Source organism: Ligilactobacillus aviarius (genome assembly GCF_001654615.1).
Taxonomy (GTDB): domain Bacteria; phylum Bacillota; class Bacilli; order Lactobacillales; family Lactobacillaceae; genus Ligilactobacillus; species Ligilactobacillus aviarius_B.
The window spans coordinates 1-18829 of the sequence record NZ_LWUD01000003.1; the positions used below are offsets into that span (position 1 = coordinate 1).

The following is an 18829-nucleotide window of genomic DNA, read 5'->3' on the forward strand; positions in this document are numbered from 1 at the left end:
TACGACGGAGACGAAGACGTTATAGTTGTAACAGGAGGGCAATTAGCAAAAATCAAGAGAGTGAAATCAATCGTCACTTCAGTGCTGATCAGCCACGAAAGAAAGTATATACTGACGTCACTGAGTTCAGACTTAATAACGGCGAAAAAGTATATTTATCACCAATTTTAGATGGATTCAACGGAGAGATTATTGCTTATGACATCTCGACTTCACCTGATCTCCACCAAACATTTAATATGTTGAATCAGCTTGACCAATATGAATCGTTAAATGGAATGATTTTACACAGCGACCAAGGATGGCAATATCAAAATGCGGCATATCAACGGTTTTTAAAGGAACGAGGAATCATTCAAAGTATGTCCCGTAAGGGAAATAGCTTGGATAACGGATTAATGGAGAATTTTTTCAGTGTCCTAAAACGTGAAATGTTTTATGGTTATGAAGATCAATACAAAAATACTGATGAATTGATTCAAGCAATTCACCAGTATATCCAGTATTATAATAACGACAGAATTAAGGTAAAACTAAGAGGACTGAGTCCTGTTCAATACAGAACTCAGTCCCAGGTTGCCTAGCTAATAAAGTGTCCAACTTTTGGGGTTCACTTCATTTCGCCACAACCTCTTTTTAAATCATATTTTTATGTAAAGATAAACGATGTTGTAAATTTCGAAGCCACTTACTCTTTTTTACTAAATGATAATCGCCCTCAAATGAGTACCACGGGAAGAATTTTTTAATTCGTGCTTCCTTATTGCGGTACGAATTAATTGCGTCAATTCGTTCAGGTGCGACGAAGCGTTGATGATGTTCTCCCGTTACATAATCAACTTCGTCAATGAGGACGTTTCCTTGATCATCAAGTAAAACGTACATTATAAACTTCCTTTGACAATAAATATTTAAACAACTTTCCCATTATACAAAAAAAGATATAGATAAAACTATTTTAAGCACCTTAAAAAGGACGATATTAAGAAAAATATTAATAACTTTAAACATTCGTAACGTTTCGAATTTGATTATTAAAATGACGTTAAATGAAAATGAATGAACGAATATAAAATTAAAAGGAAGACGCGACCAATTCACGTCTTCCTTTAATCTTATAATGATTCTTTTTCTAACTGCGGCATCAACTTGCCCATCATCTGCTGTTCAAGTTTGGCAACGAGTTGCTTTTCTTGTTGAGCGGTGATTTGCTTTTCCAATTGAGCTTTTTGTTGATCGTTCATTGTTGGATTCTTTTGCAATTCCTTCATCATTTGGGCCTTAACCAGATTTGGTAATTGCGCCTTCACTTGATCTTTGATTTGGGTTTTCGCAGCGGCTTCCTGACTCTTCATTGCCTGTAATTGACTGGTACTTAAAACAAGCCAATTTTGTGGAACCTTAAAGATGTAAGTGTAATGATGGGTTTCCTTATTTAAACCTAAACCTGCAAACATGGTTTTCCAAAAATCATTTTGATACGTGTAGCGACTTCGTTGAATTACCACTTGCGGGGTTTGAACATTGCTGTGTTCAACCTTGGTCGTAACATCGTAATCGATCTTTGTCTTTTGATTCTTATTTGGCTGGTCAGCTGTCCGGTAAACAAAGACCTTTTCCTTGCCGTTTCCAAGAGCTTTGTAAACGGTCAGTTTTAACGGACTGTTTTTGCCAGTCGTTGAAACTAAAGTTTTGGTTTGCGTTTCAGTGATACTCTTCATTCCAAGGTGATGTGAATCATTCAACATCAATGAAACTGAACATGCACCTGCAAGGAGTAAGAAGAAAATTGAAATTGGATAGCGAAGTTTGGGCTTTTTAACTAACCCGATAAAGGTCGCGGCAAAAAGAACCATACTGATAAGTAATATCCATAAAACCATTTTCTAAGCCTCCTTTGTTACTTTTTGATTAACGTCTTTTTTTACTAATCCGGCGTTCTTTTCAAGGCAAAATGCAAGGATCAATCCAAGCAAACCAAAGACAACGGCGGTAAAGAATGCCCCGTGGTAACCATTTAAGGCAGCGGTAATTGCTTGGTGCTTGTATTCAAGCGGTGCACTGTGAAGCAATGATTTGCCAGGCATCTGGGCATTTTGAATGTTTGAGTAAACCGTTGTGAAGATCGCCGTTCCGATTGCCCCAAGGGTCTGCCGTAACGTGTTGTTAATGGCCGTTCCGTCATTCATTTTATTCAATGGTAATGAATTCAAGCCGGCCGTTGTTGATGGCATTAACACTAATGTAATTCCCATTACCCGAACAGCATATAAAACAACAATTTCAATAATTGGCGTTGAAGTTGTTAATGTTGTGAAGTTGAATGTTCCTAATGTTAATAAGGTCAAACCGGTAATGGCTAATGTCCGAGCACCTAACTTATCGAATAAGATCCCTGAGATTGGACTCATCAACCCCATTAACAAGGCCCCTGGAAGAAGCATTAATCCTGAATGGAATGCTGATTCGCCCCGGACGATTTGAATGTAGAGTGGAAGAACTAATTCAACCCCAACTAAGGCAATCCGGGCAATTGAACCTAATAATGAAGCTAATGAGAAGTGCCAGTTCTTCAATAAACGCAGATCCAAGAATGGCGTTTCAAGTTTAAATTGCCGCCAGCTGAATAATGCAATGAAAATCACCCCAATGATGATCGAAGCAATAACAACCATTGATCCCCAACCGTCATTTCCGGCTTCAGATGTTCCGTAAAGCAATGAACCAAAACCGATCACGGCCATAATTGCTGAAAGAACATCCAGCTTAAGTTTCTTGGTTGGTAAAACCTTCTTCATAAAGAAGAAACTCAGTAATAAGTCTAACCCGATGAATGGAAGGGTAACTCCGAAAATCATCCGCCAGTTAGCGTTATCGATGATCCATCCTGAAAGGGTTGGTCCGATTGCAGGGGCAACCCCAATCGCAATTCCGACCATTCCCATAATCGTTCCCCGTTTTTCAGGTGGGAAAATTGACATCGCGATCGACTGTCCTAATGGAGTTAAAATTCCACCCCCGAGGGCAGAAACGATCCGTCCGGTTAAAAGCATGGCGAAACTGTTGGCACAGAAACAAATAATGTTTCCGATAAAGAACAATCCCATTCCAATAATGTAAAGTTTCTTTGAACTGAACCGGTTCATCATCCACGCGGTAATTGGAATCATGACCCCGGTAACCAGCATGAATCCAGTAGATAACCACTGAACGGTGCTGGCTTTAATATTAAAGTCGTGCATCAAGGTTGGATATGCCGTTGCAAGCATTGTTCCGGCCAAGAATGTTCCGAACAAGCCGACGATGATAACTAACATTAGTAAACCACGGCTGTACGGTTTGCCATTCATATCCAATGCACGCTTGTTTTTTGCATTGCTCATAAAATGACCTCCTATACGATTAGTAGTTTTATTATCTATTAAATTGACGATGAATTCGTTAAAAAACCAAATTCTTTAAAATTAATTAACACATGTATATAATTACACTTGTGTTTCTTATTACACTTATATATAATAGAACATGAAAATTAGAATTGCAACATTTTTGAAAAGATATTATTAGGATATGAAAATGATGAAAAGGAGAAAAGGATAGGATGGATCGAAGAGTTGCACGCACAACTGGACGCATCAAGAAGGTATTTGGTGAATTGATTCAGGAAAAAGCGTTTGCCGACATTACGGTCAAGATGATCTGCGATGCAGCGGATGTTGAACGGAAGACGTTTTACCTGCATTTCAAGGATAAGTATGATTTGCTAGATGCAATTTTAAAGGAACATTTTGAGGCGTTTCGTGAAAATGTTCGTCAGATTCCAGACGCGAAACCGATTGATTTTTACCGGGAAGCGTTGGCAATGCTTGGCCGGCATCGGGAATTTTTTAAACGCGTTTATAATGGTCAAGCCTCGGCATTAATTCGAAAGAGAATTCAATATTATGTTTTGCAACGATTGCAGTTAGAGTATGGAACGGACGTTGACCCGGCAATTCAGCATTTTATTGCAGCCGGGATCGGAGGCGTTTTTGAATCATACATTAACGGTGAAATCGAAGGCAGCGACGATCAGATTGCAGCTGACATGGCATGGATGGTCGTTCAGGCGAAAAAATATTTAAAGAAGAACTCAAACAAATAGTGGATGAGCATTGCTCATCCACTATTTGTTTACACTCACTTTAATGATCGTAACTTGATATGACGAAGCCGGGGCAACAACATCAACGGTCGTACCCGCTTTCTGATGCATGATTGCACGTCCAATCGGAGAATCAAATGAAATTTTTTGGTCATCAACGTTGGCTTCCTGTTTGCCGACGATATGATATGTTTCGGTTTCATTATCGTCTTCAAAACGCAGTTCAACGTCGGTCCCGATATCGACTTCACCGTTGTCTTCCGGTTCAATTACCTGGGCGTATTGTAACTGCTTATTGAGATAACGCAACCGGCTTTCAAGGTGGCGTAAATCACGTTTAGCAGCACTGTACTCGGCGTTTTCAGATAGATCGCCAAGCGCCCGGGCTTCTTGCAATTGTTTGATTTTAGCCGGCCGGTCAGCTTTTAAGGCTTCGATTTCATCAACGATTTGCTGGTGGCCTTCCGGCGTCATTTTTTGAAAATATACGTCAGCCATAAATTTTAACCTTCATTTTCTTCAAGCATTTTACGCTTCAGCGGAATGTAATGGTGCTGTTTGATTTCGCGATCGACCTTGTGGATCTCCTTATCAGGCGTTTTCTGGGTCGTTTTGCGGAAAGCGTGCATGATAAAGTAATCCCCGTCCTGGGCAATGAACATCAACCGGTATTTGCCTAACCGAATTTTGTATAAATGCCGGTAAGGAAGCCGCAAAATCATCCGCTTAACCGTTGGCCGGGTAAGCGGTAAGGTCTGCTCGTTCATTTGGGTCAGCATGTCATTGACTTTGCGGTAAATGCTTTGATCTTTTTCGCGAATTTTGCGGTACCAGTCTAAAAATAGAACTTTCCCGCGATTATCTTCATACAGGTAGATTGCCATTTCAAAGATCCTCTCTAAAACTGAAACTTGACATAGCATGATATATTTTAATTATATCATGATCGTTGAAAAATAATGAAAACGACGCGGAAAGGGAAGAATATCTTGGAAGAACTATTTGAAAAAGCACCAATTAAACAGGTCTATTTTAAAATTTCATTGCCGGTCGTCATGGGGATGCTCGCCAGCATGGTATATAACTTGGCGGACACCTTTTTTGTTGCGCAAACGGGAAATACAGATCTGGTTGCGGGAATTACGGTTTGTACGCCGCTGTTTATGTTCATGTTAGCTTTAGGCGATATTTTTGGAATTGGCGGCAGTTCAGTGATTTCCCGGTTGTTTGGTCAAAAGGAGCATGATCGCAGTGCCCGGACCAGCAGTGCATGTTTCTACTATTCAATTGGTTTGGGAATTGTCGTAACGGTTTTATTGTTGATTTTTGAAAAACCGCTTTTACATATGTTAGGGGCAACGGCTGCAACGTATCAGTATGCGGCTGCCTTTTATCGGGTTTACGTTTTCGGTGCGCCAATTATCATTACATCATTGACGCCAACGAACTTGATTCGAACAGAAGGATTAGCTAAGCAAAGTATGTTAGCAACGGTTTATGGGATCATCGTTTCCCTGATTCTTGATCCGATTTTCATTTTCGGATTAAAGTGGGGCGCTGCCGGCGTTGCATTATCAAATCTTCTCGGATATGCCCTTGAATTAGTGCTATTGATCTACTACACTGTTCGCGACTGCAAGTACATTAACGTTGACATTAAGCAGGCGCACATTAATTGGAAAGAATTTCGCGAAGTGTTAGCGATCGGAATTCCAGGATCCATTACAAACCTTATGCAAAGTTTCGGAATTGCGTTACTGAACAACTTCCTGGCAGCTTACGGGGCAGACCAAGTAGCCGCAATGGGGATTACGCAAAAAATTGCATCGATCATCACCTTAGTAATGGTCGGCTTTGCCTTTGGAGCCCAACCGTTGATTGGATATAACTATGGGGCGAAGAATGTTAAACGGTTTAAGGAAGCCCTTGATTTTGATCTGCTGATCGAAGTCGGTTACGCAATTATCTTCTCAATTATTTTGATGATCATTGCTCCATTCCTGATCAAAATTTTCATGAATAAGCCAATCATTGTCAGTCTTGGGGCTTATATGTTGCGGGCATGTTTGACCACGACTCCATTTATCGGCGCAATCCTAGTATTTACAACGGTTTTCCAATCAGCTGGAAAAGCTTGGAGTGCATTTACAATGTCATTTGCGCGTCAGGGAGTTGTTTACCTGATCACGATGCTTGCATGTTCCGCCCTCTTTGGTTTCCACGGGGTTGTCTGGGCGCAACCCGTTGCCGATGTCATTACGTTTGCAATCGGTTTGCTGTTATACCGTGGTGATTTTCATAAATGGATGCAACAAAATGAAAAATAGGCTCGAGCAACCGGCTAATTTATGTTAAGATATTGTTCGTGCATAATAAAAAAGAATTAATATTTGGAAAGGTGATATAGGTGAAACGGATCGAAGAATCTGGGGAAATTTCATTCAAACAAGCTTTTGTTGATTTTTGGCGCGGACTTTTCAGTTTTGGTGGCCGGTCAACGCGGACGGGCTTCTGGTATGGAATTTTAACGACGTCTGTTATTTCTTATGGAATTTTAGGCTTATTAATTACCCTAAACGGAATGGTTTGCAAAATAGCTGGGCCTAATGGAGCGTTTATGACGATCTTCATTATTTCAGTTCTAGTTTATCTAGTTGCTTTTGTTGTAATCAAAATTGGAACGTGGGCATTGTTTTTCCGCCGAATGCGGGATGTTGGTTTTAAGACCACTCCTTTAATAATTTGGTTAGTAATCTCACTAGTACCTATTCCGTTGTTAACAATTTTGATGGCAATCGTTAACATTTGGCTGATCTATGTTGCATCCGTTCCGTCCGGCCATTTTGTTAAGCAATATCAAAATGGTTTTATGAAATTCCTTTTTGAAAGCCCGGAGACTTTTGAATTCCATGATGACCTTCAAGTTATTAAATTTGAACCTGACGGAACAGAAGAAAACGTTGTGAAGGGCCGAATTATGGAACGTGGGAAGGTCAGCTTTAAGCAGGCATTTCATGATTACTTCCATGGGATGTTGAGTTTTGGTGGCCGGTCAACCCGGGCCGGTTTCTGGAAAGTTGCTCTGATTATCCAAGTTTTAATGATGATTTTCTGGATTGGGTTTATGTGTTGCATAATCTTTTTCTTAATGAACATAATTCAATTTATTTTCCATTCGGATGAGATAATGCCATTTTCAACGAATATAGTTGCAATTGGAGTTGGAATGATTATTTTGAGTGCCCTTGTTCCATTCGGATTTGCTAACTGGGCAGTGATGATCCGGCGGCTAAGAGACGTTGGACTGAAATTGAAGACAATGTTCATTGGCTGGGGTCTCATGGTGGTATTAAATATTATTATTTCAATTGTTTTTTCAGCAGTTTCTCGAGGAATGATTTCGGGAACCATTTGGAATATTGGAATTGATTTAATTATTCAAATCATTTTCCTATGCCTTCCAACCGGAGCAATGGCAACACAAAAGGAAGATTCAAAGTTTTTTGAAAATAAATCATTATTTTAGAGAAAGAGGGATTTTAAAATGCGTCGAATTGAAGAACGCGGAGAAGTAACATTTGGTCAAGCAATTAAGGATTATATTCAAGGATGGGTAAGCTATGGTGGCCGCTCAACTCGTGCAGGTTACTGGTGGGCTTTTTTAGGTGAGATGATTTTTCTTTTTGCTTGTGCGTTAGTGATGCTCATATCGGGCCTTATTCCTTTTTTGGATATCATTCTTCTAATCCCTTTTTGGATTTTATCCGTTTTTATGTTGATTGCACAATTTGCATTAATATTTAGACGTTTTCGGGATGTAGGCTTTAAGACAAATGCAATTATTATTTGGTTAGTTTGCGCACTTATTCCTTTTTTAAATACAATTGCCGCAGCTGCTGGCTTTGTCTTCGCCTTACTTCCAACTGACCAATTTGTTGCCGAAAAGGAAAACTGGTTAGTGCGGGGCAAAGACACCGTTGATGAAACGCAAACAACCGCAGCTGCTCAACCGCAATCAACACCGGCGGCTCCAGCTGCAACGACGACAAGCACATCACTTCCAACCGTTGTCTTCTATCCAGACGGTCGGGAACAAGAAATTAAATAGTTGAAATGCAGAATGATGAAGGTTGGAACTTAAGGTTCTGACCTTCTTTTTTTGACCATTCCATTTTAAGTGGGGTATCATTAATAGATAAAGAGGATTGAACTGAAAGGAAAGAGAACATGAAGCTTAAACAAGTTAATGAAAATCAAGATGTCACGTTAAAAGACAGCTTATTAAACTTTTGGAAGGGATTCATCAGCTATAACGGCCGTTCGGTTCGAAAGTCATTTTGGATCGGCATCGTTGAATACTTAGCAATTATGATCGTGATCGATCAGTTAGTCTTAGGATACTTTGCGTCGGCCTATGCTGGCGGGGCAAGCGGAATCGTGTTTTTGGTTGTCCGGGCAATTTTTTTGCTGGCAATGTTGATTCCACTGACGGCACTTGCATTTCGCCGGTTGCGCGATGCAGGGTTAAAAACGTTGCCGATTACGATTTTAGTAATTATTAACGCTGTTTTAGCAGTGTTAAACGTTTTGTTTACTTCAACGATCGCCGTTGCAGCGTTAGTGGTTTGCCAAGCATTCTTAATTTTGTTATTCTGCATTCCAACGGATGCGATGGCAGTTGATAAGGAAACGAAAGTATTTCGTGAAAAATAAGACTAAAGAAGGATTTTAAGATGCGGCGAATTAATGAAAAGGGAAAAGTTTCATTTGAAGAGGCTTTTCACGATTATTGCCGGGGAATCCTAAGTTATGGCGGCCGGTCAACCCGTTCAGGCTATTGGTGGGGCCAAGTTGTGTGCCTGATTTTTGCCCTTGCCTTGTATACCATTTTTTATGGGAGCCTTGAATCGTCAATGGCATCGGGCCATCAATCGATCATTGCGGTCGGCAGCCTGGTCGTTTCAGTTGGCGGCTTGCTGCTATACATTGCTGAATACGCCATTTTGGCCCGGCGGCTGCGGGACATTGGGTTTCAAACTTTTCCCGTGGTAGTTTGGATCATTTTACGGTGGATGGCAGCCTTGATGGTTAAACTTTTTGGCATGCCGTTTGGAATTATTTTACTGGCAGTGTTAGCAGTTCAGTTAGTTTTGTGCTGTTTGCCGACGGACTATTTTGCTCGCCAAAAAGCAAATTGGATTACCCGCGCAAAGGAAGATAAAAATTTACAAGGAAGCGATAAAATGACAAAAACAGCAGCAGTAATGATTGCTCCGGGATGCGAAGAAATCGAAGCATTAACGCCAGTCGATGCTTTGCGCCGGTTAGGAGTTGAAGTTGACATGGTCGGTTTGGAAAGCACCGATGTAATGGGAGCACATGGCATTCAACTGACCTGTGATAAGGTAATGGACGAAAGTTTATTAGACTATGACATTGTTATTTTCCCCGGGGGCTCAAAGGGCGCTGATAACCTGCGGGACAGTGATCAATTAATGGACTTGATCCAACAACGTCATGCTGCGGGCAAATGGAACGCTGCGATGTGTTCAGGTCCGGTTGCGTTTGCCCGTTACGGGTTACTGGATAACTGCACATACACGTGTTTCCCAGGAGTTGAAAAACAATTTGAAGATGACATTAAGAATGCCACGCATTCAGATGAAATCGTTGTTGTTGATGAAGCGGAAAAAATCATTACTAGTCGCGGTCCGGCAACCGCAATGGCGTATGCATTCAAGATTGCTGAGATTTTAGGCGTTGATCCGGCTCCCCAAGAAGAAGCAATGCTTTATAACTACTTACGTGATGAAATGCGGAAATAAAAATTAAAATTTGATAATTACGAGGTTATGCAAGGGTCATAACCTCGTTTTTGGATTATAATGGAAAGTATCATTTTTTAAGAAAGGAAGAGAAATTTGCGCGCATATCGCGAAAAGATCAAACGGCCGCACCTGTATCAATTACGGGAATTGGCATTAGCGTTTACCTTTTGCGGCGGTTTTATCGATGCATATACTTTTACGGAGCGCGGCGGCACGTTGGCTGCTGGACAGACCGGAAACATTATCTTTTTTGGAACGGATATCGCTAAGCACAATCTTCCAGGATTGACGACCAAAGTCGCAACGTTCTTGGCATACATTCTGGGACTGATCGTGGTAACGACGATTGCGTTAAAGGTAAAGTCGAAGTATAAACGGATCTTTTGCATTTTACCGATCATGTTTATTTCGTTGGTCGTTGGGTTTGTGCCGACGAGTGTTCCGAATGTTTTTGTTGTTCCATTCTTGGCGTTTGGCATTGCGATGCAGACGATCGCATTTAATAAGATCGAAGGCTTAGGTTATCGGAACACGGTTTCGACGGGAAACTTGCAAAAAGCGGTAATTGCCTGGACAAAGTATTTTGTTGATCATGACAGCAGTCAAACGCGGGCGGCTTCGAACTATCTGTTATTAGTGATCAGCTTTATTTGCGGAGCGATCGTTTCGGCATTGCTTGATAATTACTTCGGGATTCACACGATTTGGATCGCGGCTTCATTACTAGTGATCATTAATTTCTGCTATGGATTAATGGTTTATCACCGGGATAATTTTTATCCAGGAGAGAAACTCTAACCCGGAAAATGGTATAATAAAGGTGTAATCAAAGGCCGTGAGGTGATAATGATGAAAATTAAGAAATCAAGTTTATTAGTCGTTGCTGGAATGGCTGTTTTACTTGCAGGATGCGGCAACCACGCAACTTCAACGAATAACACGAAAACAGACAACACACCGAAAACTGAGACAGTTAAACGCAGTCAGAACGACCAAACGCAGGCGGCTGCTGATCAATCAACGGCCAATGCGAACACGGCGACTGATAATAATTCACAATCAAATCAACAGACAACAGCGCAAAATAATCAGAACGCCAATAATGCCCAAACAAAAGAATTTAATAACCAGGCCCAGGCAGCAAGTTACGTTACCAACCAACCGGGTTACACGACTGGAGATCAACAGGGGTTGCCAACCGTTAACCTTGGAGACGGCATTACGGGAACGTTGAATTCTGGTGCCGGGCAACAGATGCTTCAATGGAACGAAGGTAACTGGTCATTTACGGTACGGGCCTCAGCTGTTCAAGGCCAAGATCCGACGCCAACGGCTAAACAGATCGTAAATGAGTTACAAACCGTTTACCTTCCAGCACCGCAAAATCACGGGGTTGGAACGTTCGATATTGCAACGAACACTTACACTTTAACATGGCAAAAGAATAATAAGGTTTACAGTGTCAGCGGCAGCAGTCCAAGTGATGTGATCGCGAAGGCGGTTAATGCTGGTAAGAATGAATAAATTAAGGTAGAGGTTGTGACCGAGGTCACAGCCTCTTTTTTCGTTCCATATGAAACATTTTCTAAAAAGATGTACAATGGCTAAATAGTCTATTTTAATGAAGGAGGAATGAATGTGGACAACGCAAACGATATTGCCCATACGATTGATCCCCGAAAACGGATTGTAATTTCAGCAATTTTACTAATTTCAGATTTTATTTGCTTGATGAGTCAAACGATGATGGTTACTGCATTACCGGTAATTCAATCAGACATGCATCAAGCGATGACGACGGTCCAGTGGTTAACGACCGGATACACTCTTTTGATTGGAATCGTAACTCCGTTAGCAGCTAACTTATATGAAAAATTTACTAACCGGCAAGTATTTTTAGGAACGATTGGAATTTTTACGGCCGGAACGCTTTTAGGATGTGTAGCGCAGAACTTTTGGATGCTTTTATTAGCCCGGCTGATTCAAGCGGCCGCTGGGGGAATTTTAATGTCGTTTCAAATGACAACGATGGTGACGATTTTCCCGCCTGAAAAACGGGGAACGATTATGGGAATTTCAAGTTTAGTCGTTGCTTTTGGCCCGGCAATTGGTCCTACGTTAGCCGGGTTCATTCTGAGTGGACTGGGCTGGCGTTATTTATTTATCTTAATTCTTCCGGTAATGGTAATTATCCTTGGAATTGGCGCATTTATCTTTCCAAATTATTCGCAGCCGCGGGAAATTAAGATCGACATGTTATCAGTTACCATGTCGTTATTAGGTTCAGGGTTGGCCCTTGCAAGTTTGACGGTCATGCAGACGCAGTTCGCAATGGGAATTGGAATGCTCGTTGTGGGTGGCATCTTAGTCGCATTGTTTGTTCGGCGGCAACTGCACTTGGCTGATCCGATGCTGAAAGTTTCGATTTTTAAAGTTCAATCATTTCGATTAATGACGTTGATCGGAATCGCAGCCTTTATGGTTCTGTTAGGAACGGAACAAATGGTTTCAATTTTTGCTCAGGATGTTACGCATTTGACAAGTATGCAAGCCGGAATGGTATTACTTCCTGGGGCGGCGTTAAATGCAATCACGGCGGCAATTGTTGGCCGTTTATATGATGAATTTGGACCCAAACAGTTGGTCCTTGGCGGAACGATTTTAATGCTTTTTGGAACATTCCCATTTGTAATGATCAAGGCAACGATGCCGGTTTGGTTGATGACGACCGCGTATGCAGTTCGAATGATCGGGAACGCACTGGTCTTTTCACCGGTTATGTCAGAAGCGTTCAAAGACCTTGCCCCATTGGAAGTTAGCCATGCGACGGCTTTGAATAATGCTCTTCGGCAAGTATTTGGCTCAGTTTCAGTTACATTATTGATTGTAATCAGTGAAATTCCGCATTCATTTGTGGTCGGAATGCGGTGCTCAATGTGGGTTACATTGATTTTAACGGCGCTCGTTTTAATTTTATTTGTCCGCTACTTAAATGTGAAGAACATAGTCAAAAATCTTCTCACTTACTAAAAGATAGGATAAAATAGAAGTGGTGAGGAGGAAGAATAATGGAATTAAAAATTACAGATGAAGCTCAAGCAAAGTTGAAACCATATTTTGAAGATTCAAACGCGGTTGTCTTATTGGACTTTGATGACGGCGTTGGCTACCGGCCAGAAGAAGCAATTTCATGCACGTTAAACCAGGAATTTCGGTTATTGATCGTGCGCAAAGACAGCGATTATCATGAATATAATGCCAAGTTGTCAACGGCCTTAGGCGATTTTTACTATAAGGATTATTCAAAATCGTTTATGGATGAGGAAATGACGATTGCGGTTAATTCATATCAGCAATTAACGTTAAAGGGCAAATACCGTGGACAATTAACGCCGGCATTGAATGTCCTTGATTTGAGAAATGAATAAAAACGAGCGGGAATTTTCCCGCTCGTTTTGTTATTTTTAGTGAATCAAATTATAAAATAAATTATGGTTACTGTATTTGAAAATGTGTTTTTGATAAACAGCACTTGCGATATCGAAAAGTGGAATCATCGCAAGGATGCTAATTATTAATGCGATCCATCCTTGAGAGTATGATGCGGTTTCAGTAGCAATTCTTACAGGCATGATGCTTTGACTTTCAAATGGAATATAAGACAAGATTTTAATAAAACCTAAATCGGAATTTGAAGAGGCAATCAGTCCGATAAGATAAGGAATCAAGATCAGCGAAGCAACAACACTAGTGGCTTGTGAAATGTCTTCGGTTCGTGAAACAAATGATGCAATAATTGCTGCAAGTAAAATATAAAGAATTATTGCAACGATCATTAACAACGAAGTTAGAATGATATATTCAATTGAAACTCCTTTGAAAAAGCTAAGGTTGAATAGTGCTTTTTGATGGAAAAACGGTAAAAGAGAGTTTACCAAAATAGCTATTCCAGCATAAATGACGATTTGAAATCCTAATAAGAACAAGACACCGAGCATTTTTCCGGCAAAATAGTTTCGAGTCGAGATGGATGCCAAAACGCCTTCAATGAGGTGGTCACTTTTTTCACGACCGATTTCTGCCCCAGTAATACTGATGTAGCTTGTTAAGAGAAGAAATCCGCCGATTACAACAAATTGACTGATAGTTTGCATTTTTTCGCGATGGTCAGATTGGTCTTGTTTAGGATTAATGGAGGAAAGGGATATTTTAACCGGTGAGGTAATCTCCTCGACCTGCTTAAGCGAAAGTCCCATTGCAGCTGCAAGGGTTTGAATTTTAACCGAAGATAAAATTTGATTAAGGTCTTTGGTTACATTTTCTGAAGCAGCTGCTTGTTTTTTATATATGTACCGCGCAGCAGTTAATTGATTGTTTTTAATATATATGATGCCATCAAGATTACCGTTATTTAAACGACTTTTGGCTTGTTTTAAAGATTTAAAATTTGTTTGGGAAAAGCGGAGATGATTCTTGGTGTTCTTTTCTTGTTGAATAATTTCAGTTTTAACTTGTTGAGGTGCAACGACTGCAATTCGAGGGTGTTCGTTTTGATTGCTTTGTTCAATAAAATGGTTGCAGCCAAGACCAATCAAAACTAACAGAATTGGTGCAAAAATCATCCAATAATAGTTTGGCCGTTTTATTCTTCTTGTAAACAAACTTTTAGCGACAATTATTGTTTTTTTCATTTTCTCTTTCCTCCGTAGTAATTACCTTTTTAAAAATCGAGTCGAGTGATGGAAGCAAAAGTTTGAAGCCGGTAACCTGGTCATAATAATTCTTTTTTAATTCATGGATGGCTGACCGAGCGTGATTTTCAGTGGCAAAGGTTAAAATAAATCCGGGATATGATGGGGATATTGCTTGAACCCCATTGAAAGCCTTAAGGTCATTGCTTTCAAAATTACCTTCAAGATAAATTTGATTTTTGGGGAATTGATCCTTGACCGCATTGATTGCTCCATTAAGCTTGGTAACGCCATTTACAAGCATAAGAATTTTGTCTGAAACGAGTTCCACGTTTTGCATATTATGCGAAGAGAAAATAATGGTAGTCCCTCGTTTTTTAAGTTCTAAAATCGCAGCAATCAAATTTTCGGTGTTTACAGGATCTAATCCTGAAAAAGGTTCATCCAAAATTAAAAGTTGCGGTTCGTGAATAAAAGAAGTAATTAATTGAACCTTTTGCTGGTTCCCCTTTGATAAGGTTTTAATCTTGCTTTTTTTCGTTCCTTTTACATTAAGCTTGTTCATCCAGTAATCTAAATTTTGGAGAGTTTTCCTTTTAGGATAATTGTGTAATGCTGCGAAATAGACGATTTGTTGTTCAATTGTCATGTCTAAATATAATCCCCGTTCTTCAGGCATGTAACCAATTAAATTGAGGTCAGCAGCCATTAGTGGGTGACCGTTAAATTGAATTTTTCCTGAATCTGGCGAAATAAAATTCAAAATCATCTTAAAAGTTGTTGATTTCCCCGCTCCGTTTTGACCAACTAATCCAAGGGTTTCGCCTTTTTTCAAATTGAAGGACAAATTAGAAACGGCTTTTTGATGGTCGAATGTTTTGCTAACATTTTGCAAAGATAACAATTAGAAATACCCCTTTCTGTATTAATCTGATATGTTGTTAATAGTTAAGATTCTTAACTATCAATTATTATAACAGTCCCGAAAGCTAATTTCATCTTTAGATTTAAGGCGTTAGGAGGGGAATGTAACCAAATTAGATCCTATGAAACAAAAACAGGGGACAAGCTGATTTAAATCTTGTCTCCTGTTTTGTTTTCCAACTGATCAATTAAACGATCAAGGGTGATATTTAATTTTAACTTGTCGGTTTCGTTACAATCTTCCAAAAGAAGATTTATAAAATTGACATGGGCTTTGTTGTGTAATCGGCATAGTAATCTGCCTTTTTTAGTAAGGGCGATATTAATTACTCGACGATCGATCTTGCTTGGAACCCGCTTGATATATCCTCGCTTTTCTAACTTATCAATATTTCCAGTTAAGGCAGGTTTCGAAACAGCCATTAGTTTAGCAATCTGCGAAATGGTGATATCCTTTCGCAAAGAAATAATATGAATAACATGAAGGTCATTGACCGAAATATCATTAAACTGGCTGTTTGAAAGTTTTTCTTTTTCCAATTTCATTGCTAGGTTGTATATCAAAAATAGTTTATCGTGAATTGATAAGTTATCCTTCTCCATAAAATTCTCCTAAAAATAAATTGATAGCTTTAAGCTTTTCGATTTAATTTTAACAAAAATTTGGGAGATTGGTATTTTTAGGGATTATAAATTAGTATTCAAATTTTTGCCTCAAATACCTTTTAGTATGATCTGGAAGACGCTTAAATTCTTCGACTTTAATTAGTTTTCCGCGGTAAATTATTCGCTTTTGGTTTGTTTGATCGCAAGTTATTAAAGTTAGCGTTGCATTGCGAGTTGGATTTAAGGCAGAAAGATTTTGGGGTAAAACAATTTCTCGGGAAATAATTTGATACGTGTAATTTTGATTAAAATCAGTGACGTTAATTTTATTCCCAGAGGTAACATATCGGAATACAGGGCTAAATAAGGCTTGGCGACTGGAATGTAAATTATGAGCTGCGAGGATATAATTGCCTTTTCCCATTTGCTCATTTGGATAAAGGGTCGATGCGCATAAAGCGGCAATCGGGTTATTAATTCCTTCAGCAATTGGGGTGTTTAAACCAATTCTTTCGTTATAGATTGCTCCAATTACATGAATTGATGTGGAGTCAATTCGTGCTTGAGCAACATTGAAAAAATTAACGAGTTGAACATTGTCCCAATCGTATGGAATATTTGATGGCTTTGATTTTAAGTGTTCAACGGTGGGATGGAAGCTGGTAATCATGTAATTAGTGATTGGAACTGAAAAAATGAAGATCAGTCCAATGACTGCGATGATTGCTCCCAGAAAATGTCTAAAGGTTAATTTCATCGTTAATCCTCCGTAAAAAAGAAAGGTGTGACAAAACAGTAAAAACGAGCGTGGTGGAAGCAGAAAAGCGAACGAATCGCGCCAGCATCGATTCGGAGGTTTGCGTCCTTCCACGTAGCTCGTTTGTTTTGGAACCCGATTATGCAGGAATAACAAAGAGACTGCAACTTATGTCACAGCCTCCTTTCTCGTTATTCAGCAATTTGTTGTTGGAATTGTTGCCACCAATCACTTTGTTCTTCTTGTTGCTCCTGTTGTTCAAAATGACTCGAAGACCGTGAGCTTGATGATGACGACGATGAACTGCTGCTTGAACTTGATGAACGTCGGCTGTTATCATTCGTTGCCGGCGCATGATCATCATTGATCAACTTGTCTAAGATTACGCATGGCAATCCGTGATTGTTGGTTTCCAATGATTGGCGCAACTTCGCGATTACCGCATCTGATTGGCCGTATAAATTATTCTTTGAAATTTCGTGGGCAATCATTCCGGTTACTTCCGGAGCGGCGAAGGAAGTTCCAATGCCAAAGTTATATTGGGTTCCGTGGCCGCCGTATGTTAGTAACCAATCAGTTGGGATAAAGAATTGATTTGGATGGTTGATCCCTGTCCGGTTGGAGTCTCCGCCGGGTGCATATACCGAATCCTTTGAGTAGCATGAATATTCAGCCCGTTCACCTTGATTACCAGTTGCGGCCACTTGGACAATGCCCGGAACGCTTGCTGGTAAACTTACTCCTTGGCCAACCGCATGAAGTTGCGGATTATTTTTATTGATGTACGCCGTCATTGCTTGCGGATCGTTTAAATTAATGTTTTCATTTCCCGCAGCGACGACGACGGTACTGCCATGCTGCTTAGCGTATTGAACGGCCCGGATCCATGCTTGGTATTCAGGCATATCGTTATTTGCCCGACCGTTCAAGTAACCGCCAGTCAAAAGGCCATAACGTCCTAAACTCAAGTTGATAACGTCATCGCCATTATTAACGGCTTTGATCAACGCCTTTAAAACCCATGAAGAACTGCATCCTTTGTGTGAAAAGACCCGGTATTCATCGATCGTTGCATTTGAATTGACACCGACCATTTCATTGGTACCGGCAATTAAGCTGGTAACCGATGTTCCGTGGCCAGTCCGGTCATTGGTATCATATGGATTACCCGTTTCATCGTGATCCATGTAATTGAAACCGCCCCGGGGAACAAAGTTTTCGGCATACCGGATCCGCGAACCTAACCGATGACGATATTCATCGGTAATCCCGCTGTCAATGATCCCGATTTTGACATGCGACTGCGTATCATTCGCATAGTTGTCCGGATTTTTGGTCATCATGTGCATGTTCCATTGCCGGTTCCAGAAATACTTATTTACTGGACTGTTAAAAGTTGATCGCGATGGAATGGCCGTCGGGGTATACGAGTTGTTTGCTTGATTATCAGGCGTTTGCACATCAGCATGGGTATCTTTTTTAATTTTCTTTTCTTGATGTTGATTTGTCCGATCAGTTTCGATCCAGCCGATTTCAGGAACCACGGATTTGACCTTGATTCCTTGACTCTCAATGTACTTTACCGTGTCATCGACCGTTTGCTTTTGATTATTTTTCGTCAAAACGAAACTGGTCGTTGTATTCGGAACAACCGATTCTTTCTTCTCGATCGGCATTTGCGAATTCGGTGAAAGATGGCCGCTGTGAGCTTCGGCTGCTGAAACTGGCGCGGTCATCAAGAGCGATGAACAAACAAGTGATGTTGAGAATAAGTTAAACAGTTTGATTTTTTTCATATGACCCTCTCTTTGAAATTATTAGTTGATTAAAGGAAGAAGAGTAAAAATAACATCCAAAATCACTTCCTTTTTATAGATTT

21 protein-coding genes and 1 pseudogene are annotated in these 18829 nt (G+C 40.2%); 12 read left to right on the plus strand and 10 right to left on the minus strand.

Annotation, left to right across the window (positions count from 1 at the left end):
- Positions 1–584: IS3 family transposase (locus A3O17_RS00605; protein WP_064572378.1), on the plus strand; the 584-nt coding region annotated here is incomplete at its 5' end.
- 52 nt (positions 585–636) lie between these two features.
- Here A3O17_RS00605 and A3O17_RS00610 read toward each other — a convergent pair.
- From A3O17_RS00610 to A3O17_RS00620, 3 genes are all read right to left on the minus strand, one after another.
- Positions 637–885, minus strand: a complete 249-nt coding sequence (locus A3O17_RS00610) for a hypothetical protein (RefSeq protein WP_064208435.1) — start codon at positions 883–885, stop codon at positions 637–639.
- Positions 886–1115: 230 nt separating this feature from the next.
- Positions 1116–1883, minus strand: coding sequence for a DUF4811 domain-containing protein (locus A3O17_RS00615; RefSeq protein ID WP_064208436.1), 768 nt, complete (start codon positions 1881–1883; stop codon positions 1116–1118).
- 3 nt (positions 1884–1886) lie between these two features.
- A complete protein-coding gene (locus tag A3O17_RS00620; protein ID WP_064212612.1) occupies positions 1887–3383 on the minus strand; it encodes a DHA2 family efflux MFS transporter permease subunit in 1497 nt (498 codons plus the stop codon).
- A 218-nt stretch (positions 3384–3601) separates the two neighbouring features.
- Here A3O17_RS00620 and A3O17_RS00625 point away from each other — a divergent pair, with 218 nt between their 5' ends.
- Positions 3602–4144 carry a TetR/AcrR family transcriptional regulator gene (locus A3O17_RS00625; protein WP_064212613.1) on the plus strand — a complete coding sequence of 181 codons (543 nt, stop codon included), beginning with the start codon at positions 3602–3604 and terminating at the stop codon, positions 4142–4144.
- A 21-nt stretch (positions 4145–4165) separates the two neighbouring features.
- On the opposite strand, the gene greA is transcribed toward A3O17_RS00625, so the two are convergent.
- Both greA and A3O17_RS00635 read right to left on the minus strand, forming a co-directional pair.
- Positions 4166–4642: a transcription elongation factor GreA gene (gene greA / locus A3O17_RS00630; protein ID WP_064212614.1), complete on the minus strand. Its 477-nt coding sequence runs from the start codon at positions 4640–4642 to the stop codon at positions 4166–4168.
- A 5-nt stretch (positions 4643–4647) separates the two neighbouring features.
- Positions 4648–5028, minus strand: a complete 381-nt coding sequence (locus A3O17_RS00635; protein WP_064212615.1) for a type II toxin-antitoxin system RelE/ParE family toxin — start codon at positions 5026–5028, stop codon at positions 4648–4650.
- A gap of 105 nt (positions 5029–5133) precedes the next feature.
- Here A3O17_RS00635 and A3O17_RS00640 point away from each other — a divergent pair, with 105 nt between their 5' ends.
- The 10 genes and pseudogenes from A3O17_RS00640 (at position 5134) to A3O17_RS00680 (ending at position 13400) form a co-directional block, all read left to right on the plus strand.
- A complete protein-coding gene (locus A3O17_RS00640; RefSeq protein WP_064212616.1) occupies positions 5134–6471 on the plus strand; it encodes an MATE family efflux transporter in 1338 nt (445 codons plus the stop codon).
- An 80-nt stretch (positions 6472–6551) separates the two neighbouring features.
- Positions 6552–7670 carry a DUF805 domain-containing protein gene (locus tag A3O17_RS00645; RefSeq protein WP_064212617.1) on the plus strand — a complete coding sequence of 373 codons (1119 nt, stop codon included), beginning with the start codon at positions 6552–6554 and terminating at the stop codon, positions 7668–7670.
- Between the two features lie 18 nt (positions 7671–7688).
- A complete protein-coding gene (locus A3O17_RS00650; RefSeq protein WP_064212618.1) occupies positions 7689–8252 on the plus strand; it encodes a DUF805 domain-containing protein in 564 nt (187 codons plus the stop codon).
- 119 nt (positions 8253–8371) lie between these two features.
- Positions 8372–8857: a DUF805 domain-containing protein gene (locus A3O17_RS00655; RefSeq protein WP_064212619.1), complete on the plus strand. Its 486-nt coding sequence runs from the start codon at positions 8372–8374 to the stop codon at positions 8855–8857.
- 20 nt (positions 8858–8877) lie between these two features.
- A pseudogene (locus tag A3O17_RS07940) lies at positions 8878–9297 on the plus strand (DUF805 domain-containing protein); the annotation flags it as partial.
- A gap of 90 nt (positions 9298–9387) precedes the next feature.
- Entirely contained in the window at positions 9388–9969 is a 582-nt protein-coding gene (locus A3O17_RS07945) for a DJ-1 family glyoxalase III (protein ID WP_064212632.1), read from the plus strand.
- Between the two features lie 96 nt (positions 9970–10065).
- On the plus strand, positions 10066–10770 hold the full coding sequence (locus A3O17_RS00665; protein WP_064208444.1) for a YoaK family protein: 705 nt from the start codon (positions 10066–10068) through the stop codon (positions 10768–10770).
- Between the two features lie 51 nt (positions 10771–10821).
- Positions 10822–11496, plus strand: coding sequence for a hypothetical protein (locus A3O17_RS00670; RefSeq protein WP_064208445.1), 675 nt, complete (start codon positions 10822–10824; stop codon positions 11494–11496).
- A gap of 114 nt (positions 11497–11610) precedes the next feature.
- Entirely contained in the window at positions 11611–13002 is a 1392-nt protein-coding gene (locus A3O17_RS00675; protein ID WP_225354643.1) for a DHA2 family efflux MFS transporter permease subunit, read from the plus strand.
- A 38-nt stretch (positions 13003–13040) separates the two neighbouring features.
- Positions 13041–13400 carry an iron-sulfur cluster biosynthesis family protein gene (locus A3O17_RS00680; protein WP_064212620.1) on the plus strand — a complete coding sequence of 120 codons (360 nt, stop codon included), beginning with the start codon at positions 13041–13043 and terminating at the stop codon, positions 13398–13400.
- 36 nt (positions 13401–13436) lie between these two features.
- Here A3O17_RS00680 and A3O17_RS07750 read toward each other — a convergent pair whose 3' ends face one another.
- The 5 genes from A3O17_RS07750 to A3O17_RS00705 form a co-directional block, all read right to left on the minus strand.
- Complete coding sequence (locus A3O17_RS07750) at positions 13437–14663, minus strand: ABC transporter permease (protein ID WP_081255490.1); 1227 nt, start codon at positions 14661–14663, stop codon at positions 13437–13439.
- Positions 14638–15567, minus strand: coding sequence for an ABC transporter ATP-binding protein (locus A3O17_RS00690; RefSeq protein ID WP_064208574.1), 930 nt, complete (start codon positions 15565–15567; stop codon positions 14638–14640). The genes A3O17_RS07750 and A3O17_RS00690 overlap by 26 nt, the downstream gene beginning before the upstream one ends.
- A 170-nt stretch (positions 15568–15737) precedes the next feature.
- On the minus strand, positions 15738–16190 hold the full coding sequence (locus A3O17_RS00695) for a MarR family winged helix-turn-helix transcriptional regulator (protein ID WP_064208575.1): 453 nt from the start codon (positions 16188–16190) through the stop codon (positions 15738–15740).
- 91 nt (positions 16191–16281) lie between these two features.
- Positions 16282–16950 (minus strand): class A sortase, encoded by a 669-nt coding sequence (locus A3O17_RS00700; protein ID WP_064212621.1) that lies wholly within the window; start codon positions 16948–16950, stop codon positions 16282–16284.
- Positions 16951–17141: 191 nt separating this feature from the next.
- A complete protein-coding gene (locus tag A3O17_RS00705) occupies positions 17142–18746 on the minus strand; it encodes a S8 family serine peptidase (protein WP_064212622.1) in 1605 nt (534 codons plus the stop codon).
- Positions 18747–18829 lie beyond the last annotated feature (83 nt).

Coding starts and splice junctions, on each gene's coding strand:
- A3O17_RS00695 (WP_064208575.1), bottom strand. CDS start 16,190: ATGGAGAAGGATAACTTATCAATTCACGATAAACTATTTTTGATATAC.
- A3O17_RS07945 (WP_064212632.1), top strand. CDS start 9,388: ATGACAAAAACAGCAGCAGTAATGATTGCTCCGGGATGCGAAGAAATC.
- A3O17_RS00615 (WP_064208436.1), bottom strand. CDS start 1,883: ATGGTTTTATGGATATTACTTATCAGTATGGTTCTTTTTGCCGCGACC.
- greA (WP_064212614.1), bottom strand. CDS start 4,642: ATGGCTGACGTATATTTTCAAAAAATGACGCCGGAAGGCCACCAGCAA.
- A3O17_RS00610 (WP_064208435.1), bottom strand. CDS start 885: ATGTACGTTTTACTTGATGATCAAGGAAACGTCCTCATTGACGAAGTT.
- A3O17_RS00700 (WP_064212621.1), bottom strand. CDS start 16,950: ATGAAATTAACCTTTAGACATTTTCTGGGAGCAATCATCGCAGTCATT.
- A3O17_RS07750 (WP_081255490.1), bottom strand. CDS start 14,663: ATGAAAAAAACAATAATTGTCGCTAAAAGTTTGTTTACAAGAAGAATA.
- A3O17_RS00620 (WP_064212612.1), bottom strand. CDS start 3,383: ATGAGCAATGCAAAAAACAAGCGTGCATTGGATATGAATGGCAAACCG.
- A3O17_RS00650 (WP_064212618.1), top strand. CDS start 7,689: ATGCGTCGAATTGAAGAACGCGGAGAAGTAACATTTGGTCAAGCAATT.
- A3O17_RS00670 (WP_064208445.1), top strand. CDS start 10,822: ATGAAAATTAAGAAATCAAGTTTATTAGTCGTTGCTGGAATGGCTGTT.
- A3O17_RS00625 (WP_064212613.1), top strand. CDS start 3,602: ATGGATCGAAGAGTTGCACGCACAACTGGACGCATCAAGAAGGTATTT.
- A3O17_RS00655 (WP_064212619.1), top strand. CDS start 8,372: ATGAAGCTTAAACAAGTTAATGAAAATCAAGATGTCACGTTAAAAGAC.
- A3O17_RS00705 (WP_064212622.1), bottom strand. CDS start 18,746: ATGAAAAAAATCAAACTGTTTAACTTATTCTCAACATCACTTGTTTGT.
- A3O17_RS00680 (WP_064212620.1), top strand. CDS start 13,041: ATGGAATTAAAAATTACAGATGAAGCTCAAGCAAAGTTGAAACCATAT.
- A3O17_RS00635 (WP_064212615.1), bottom strand. CDS start 5,028: ATGGCAATCTACCTGTATGAAGATAATCGCGGGAAAGTTCTATTTTTA.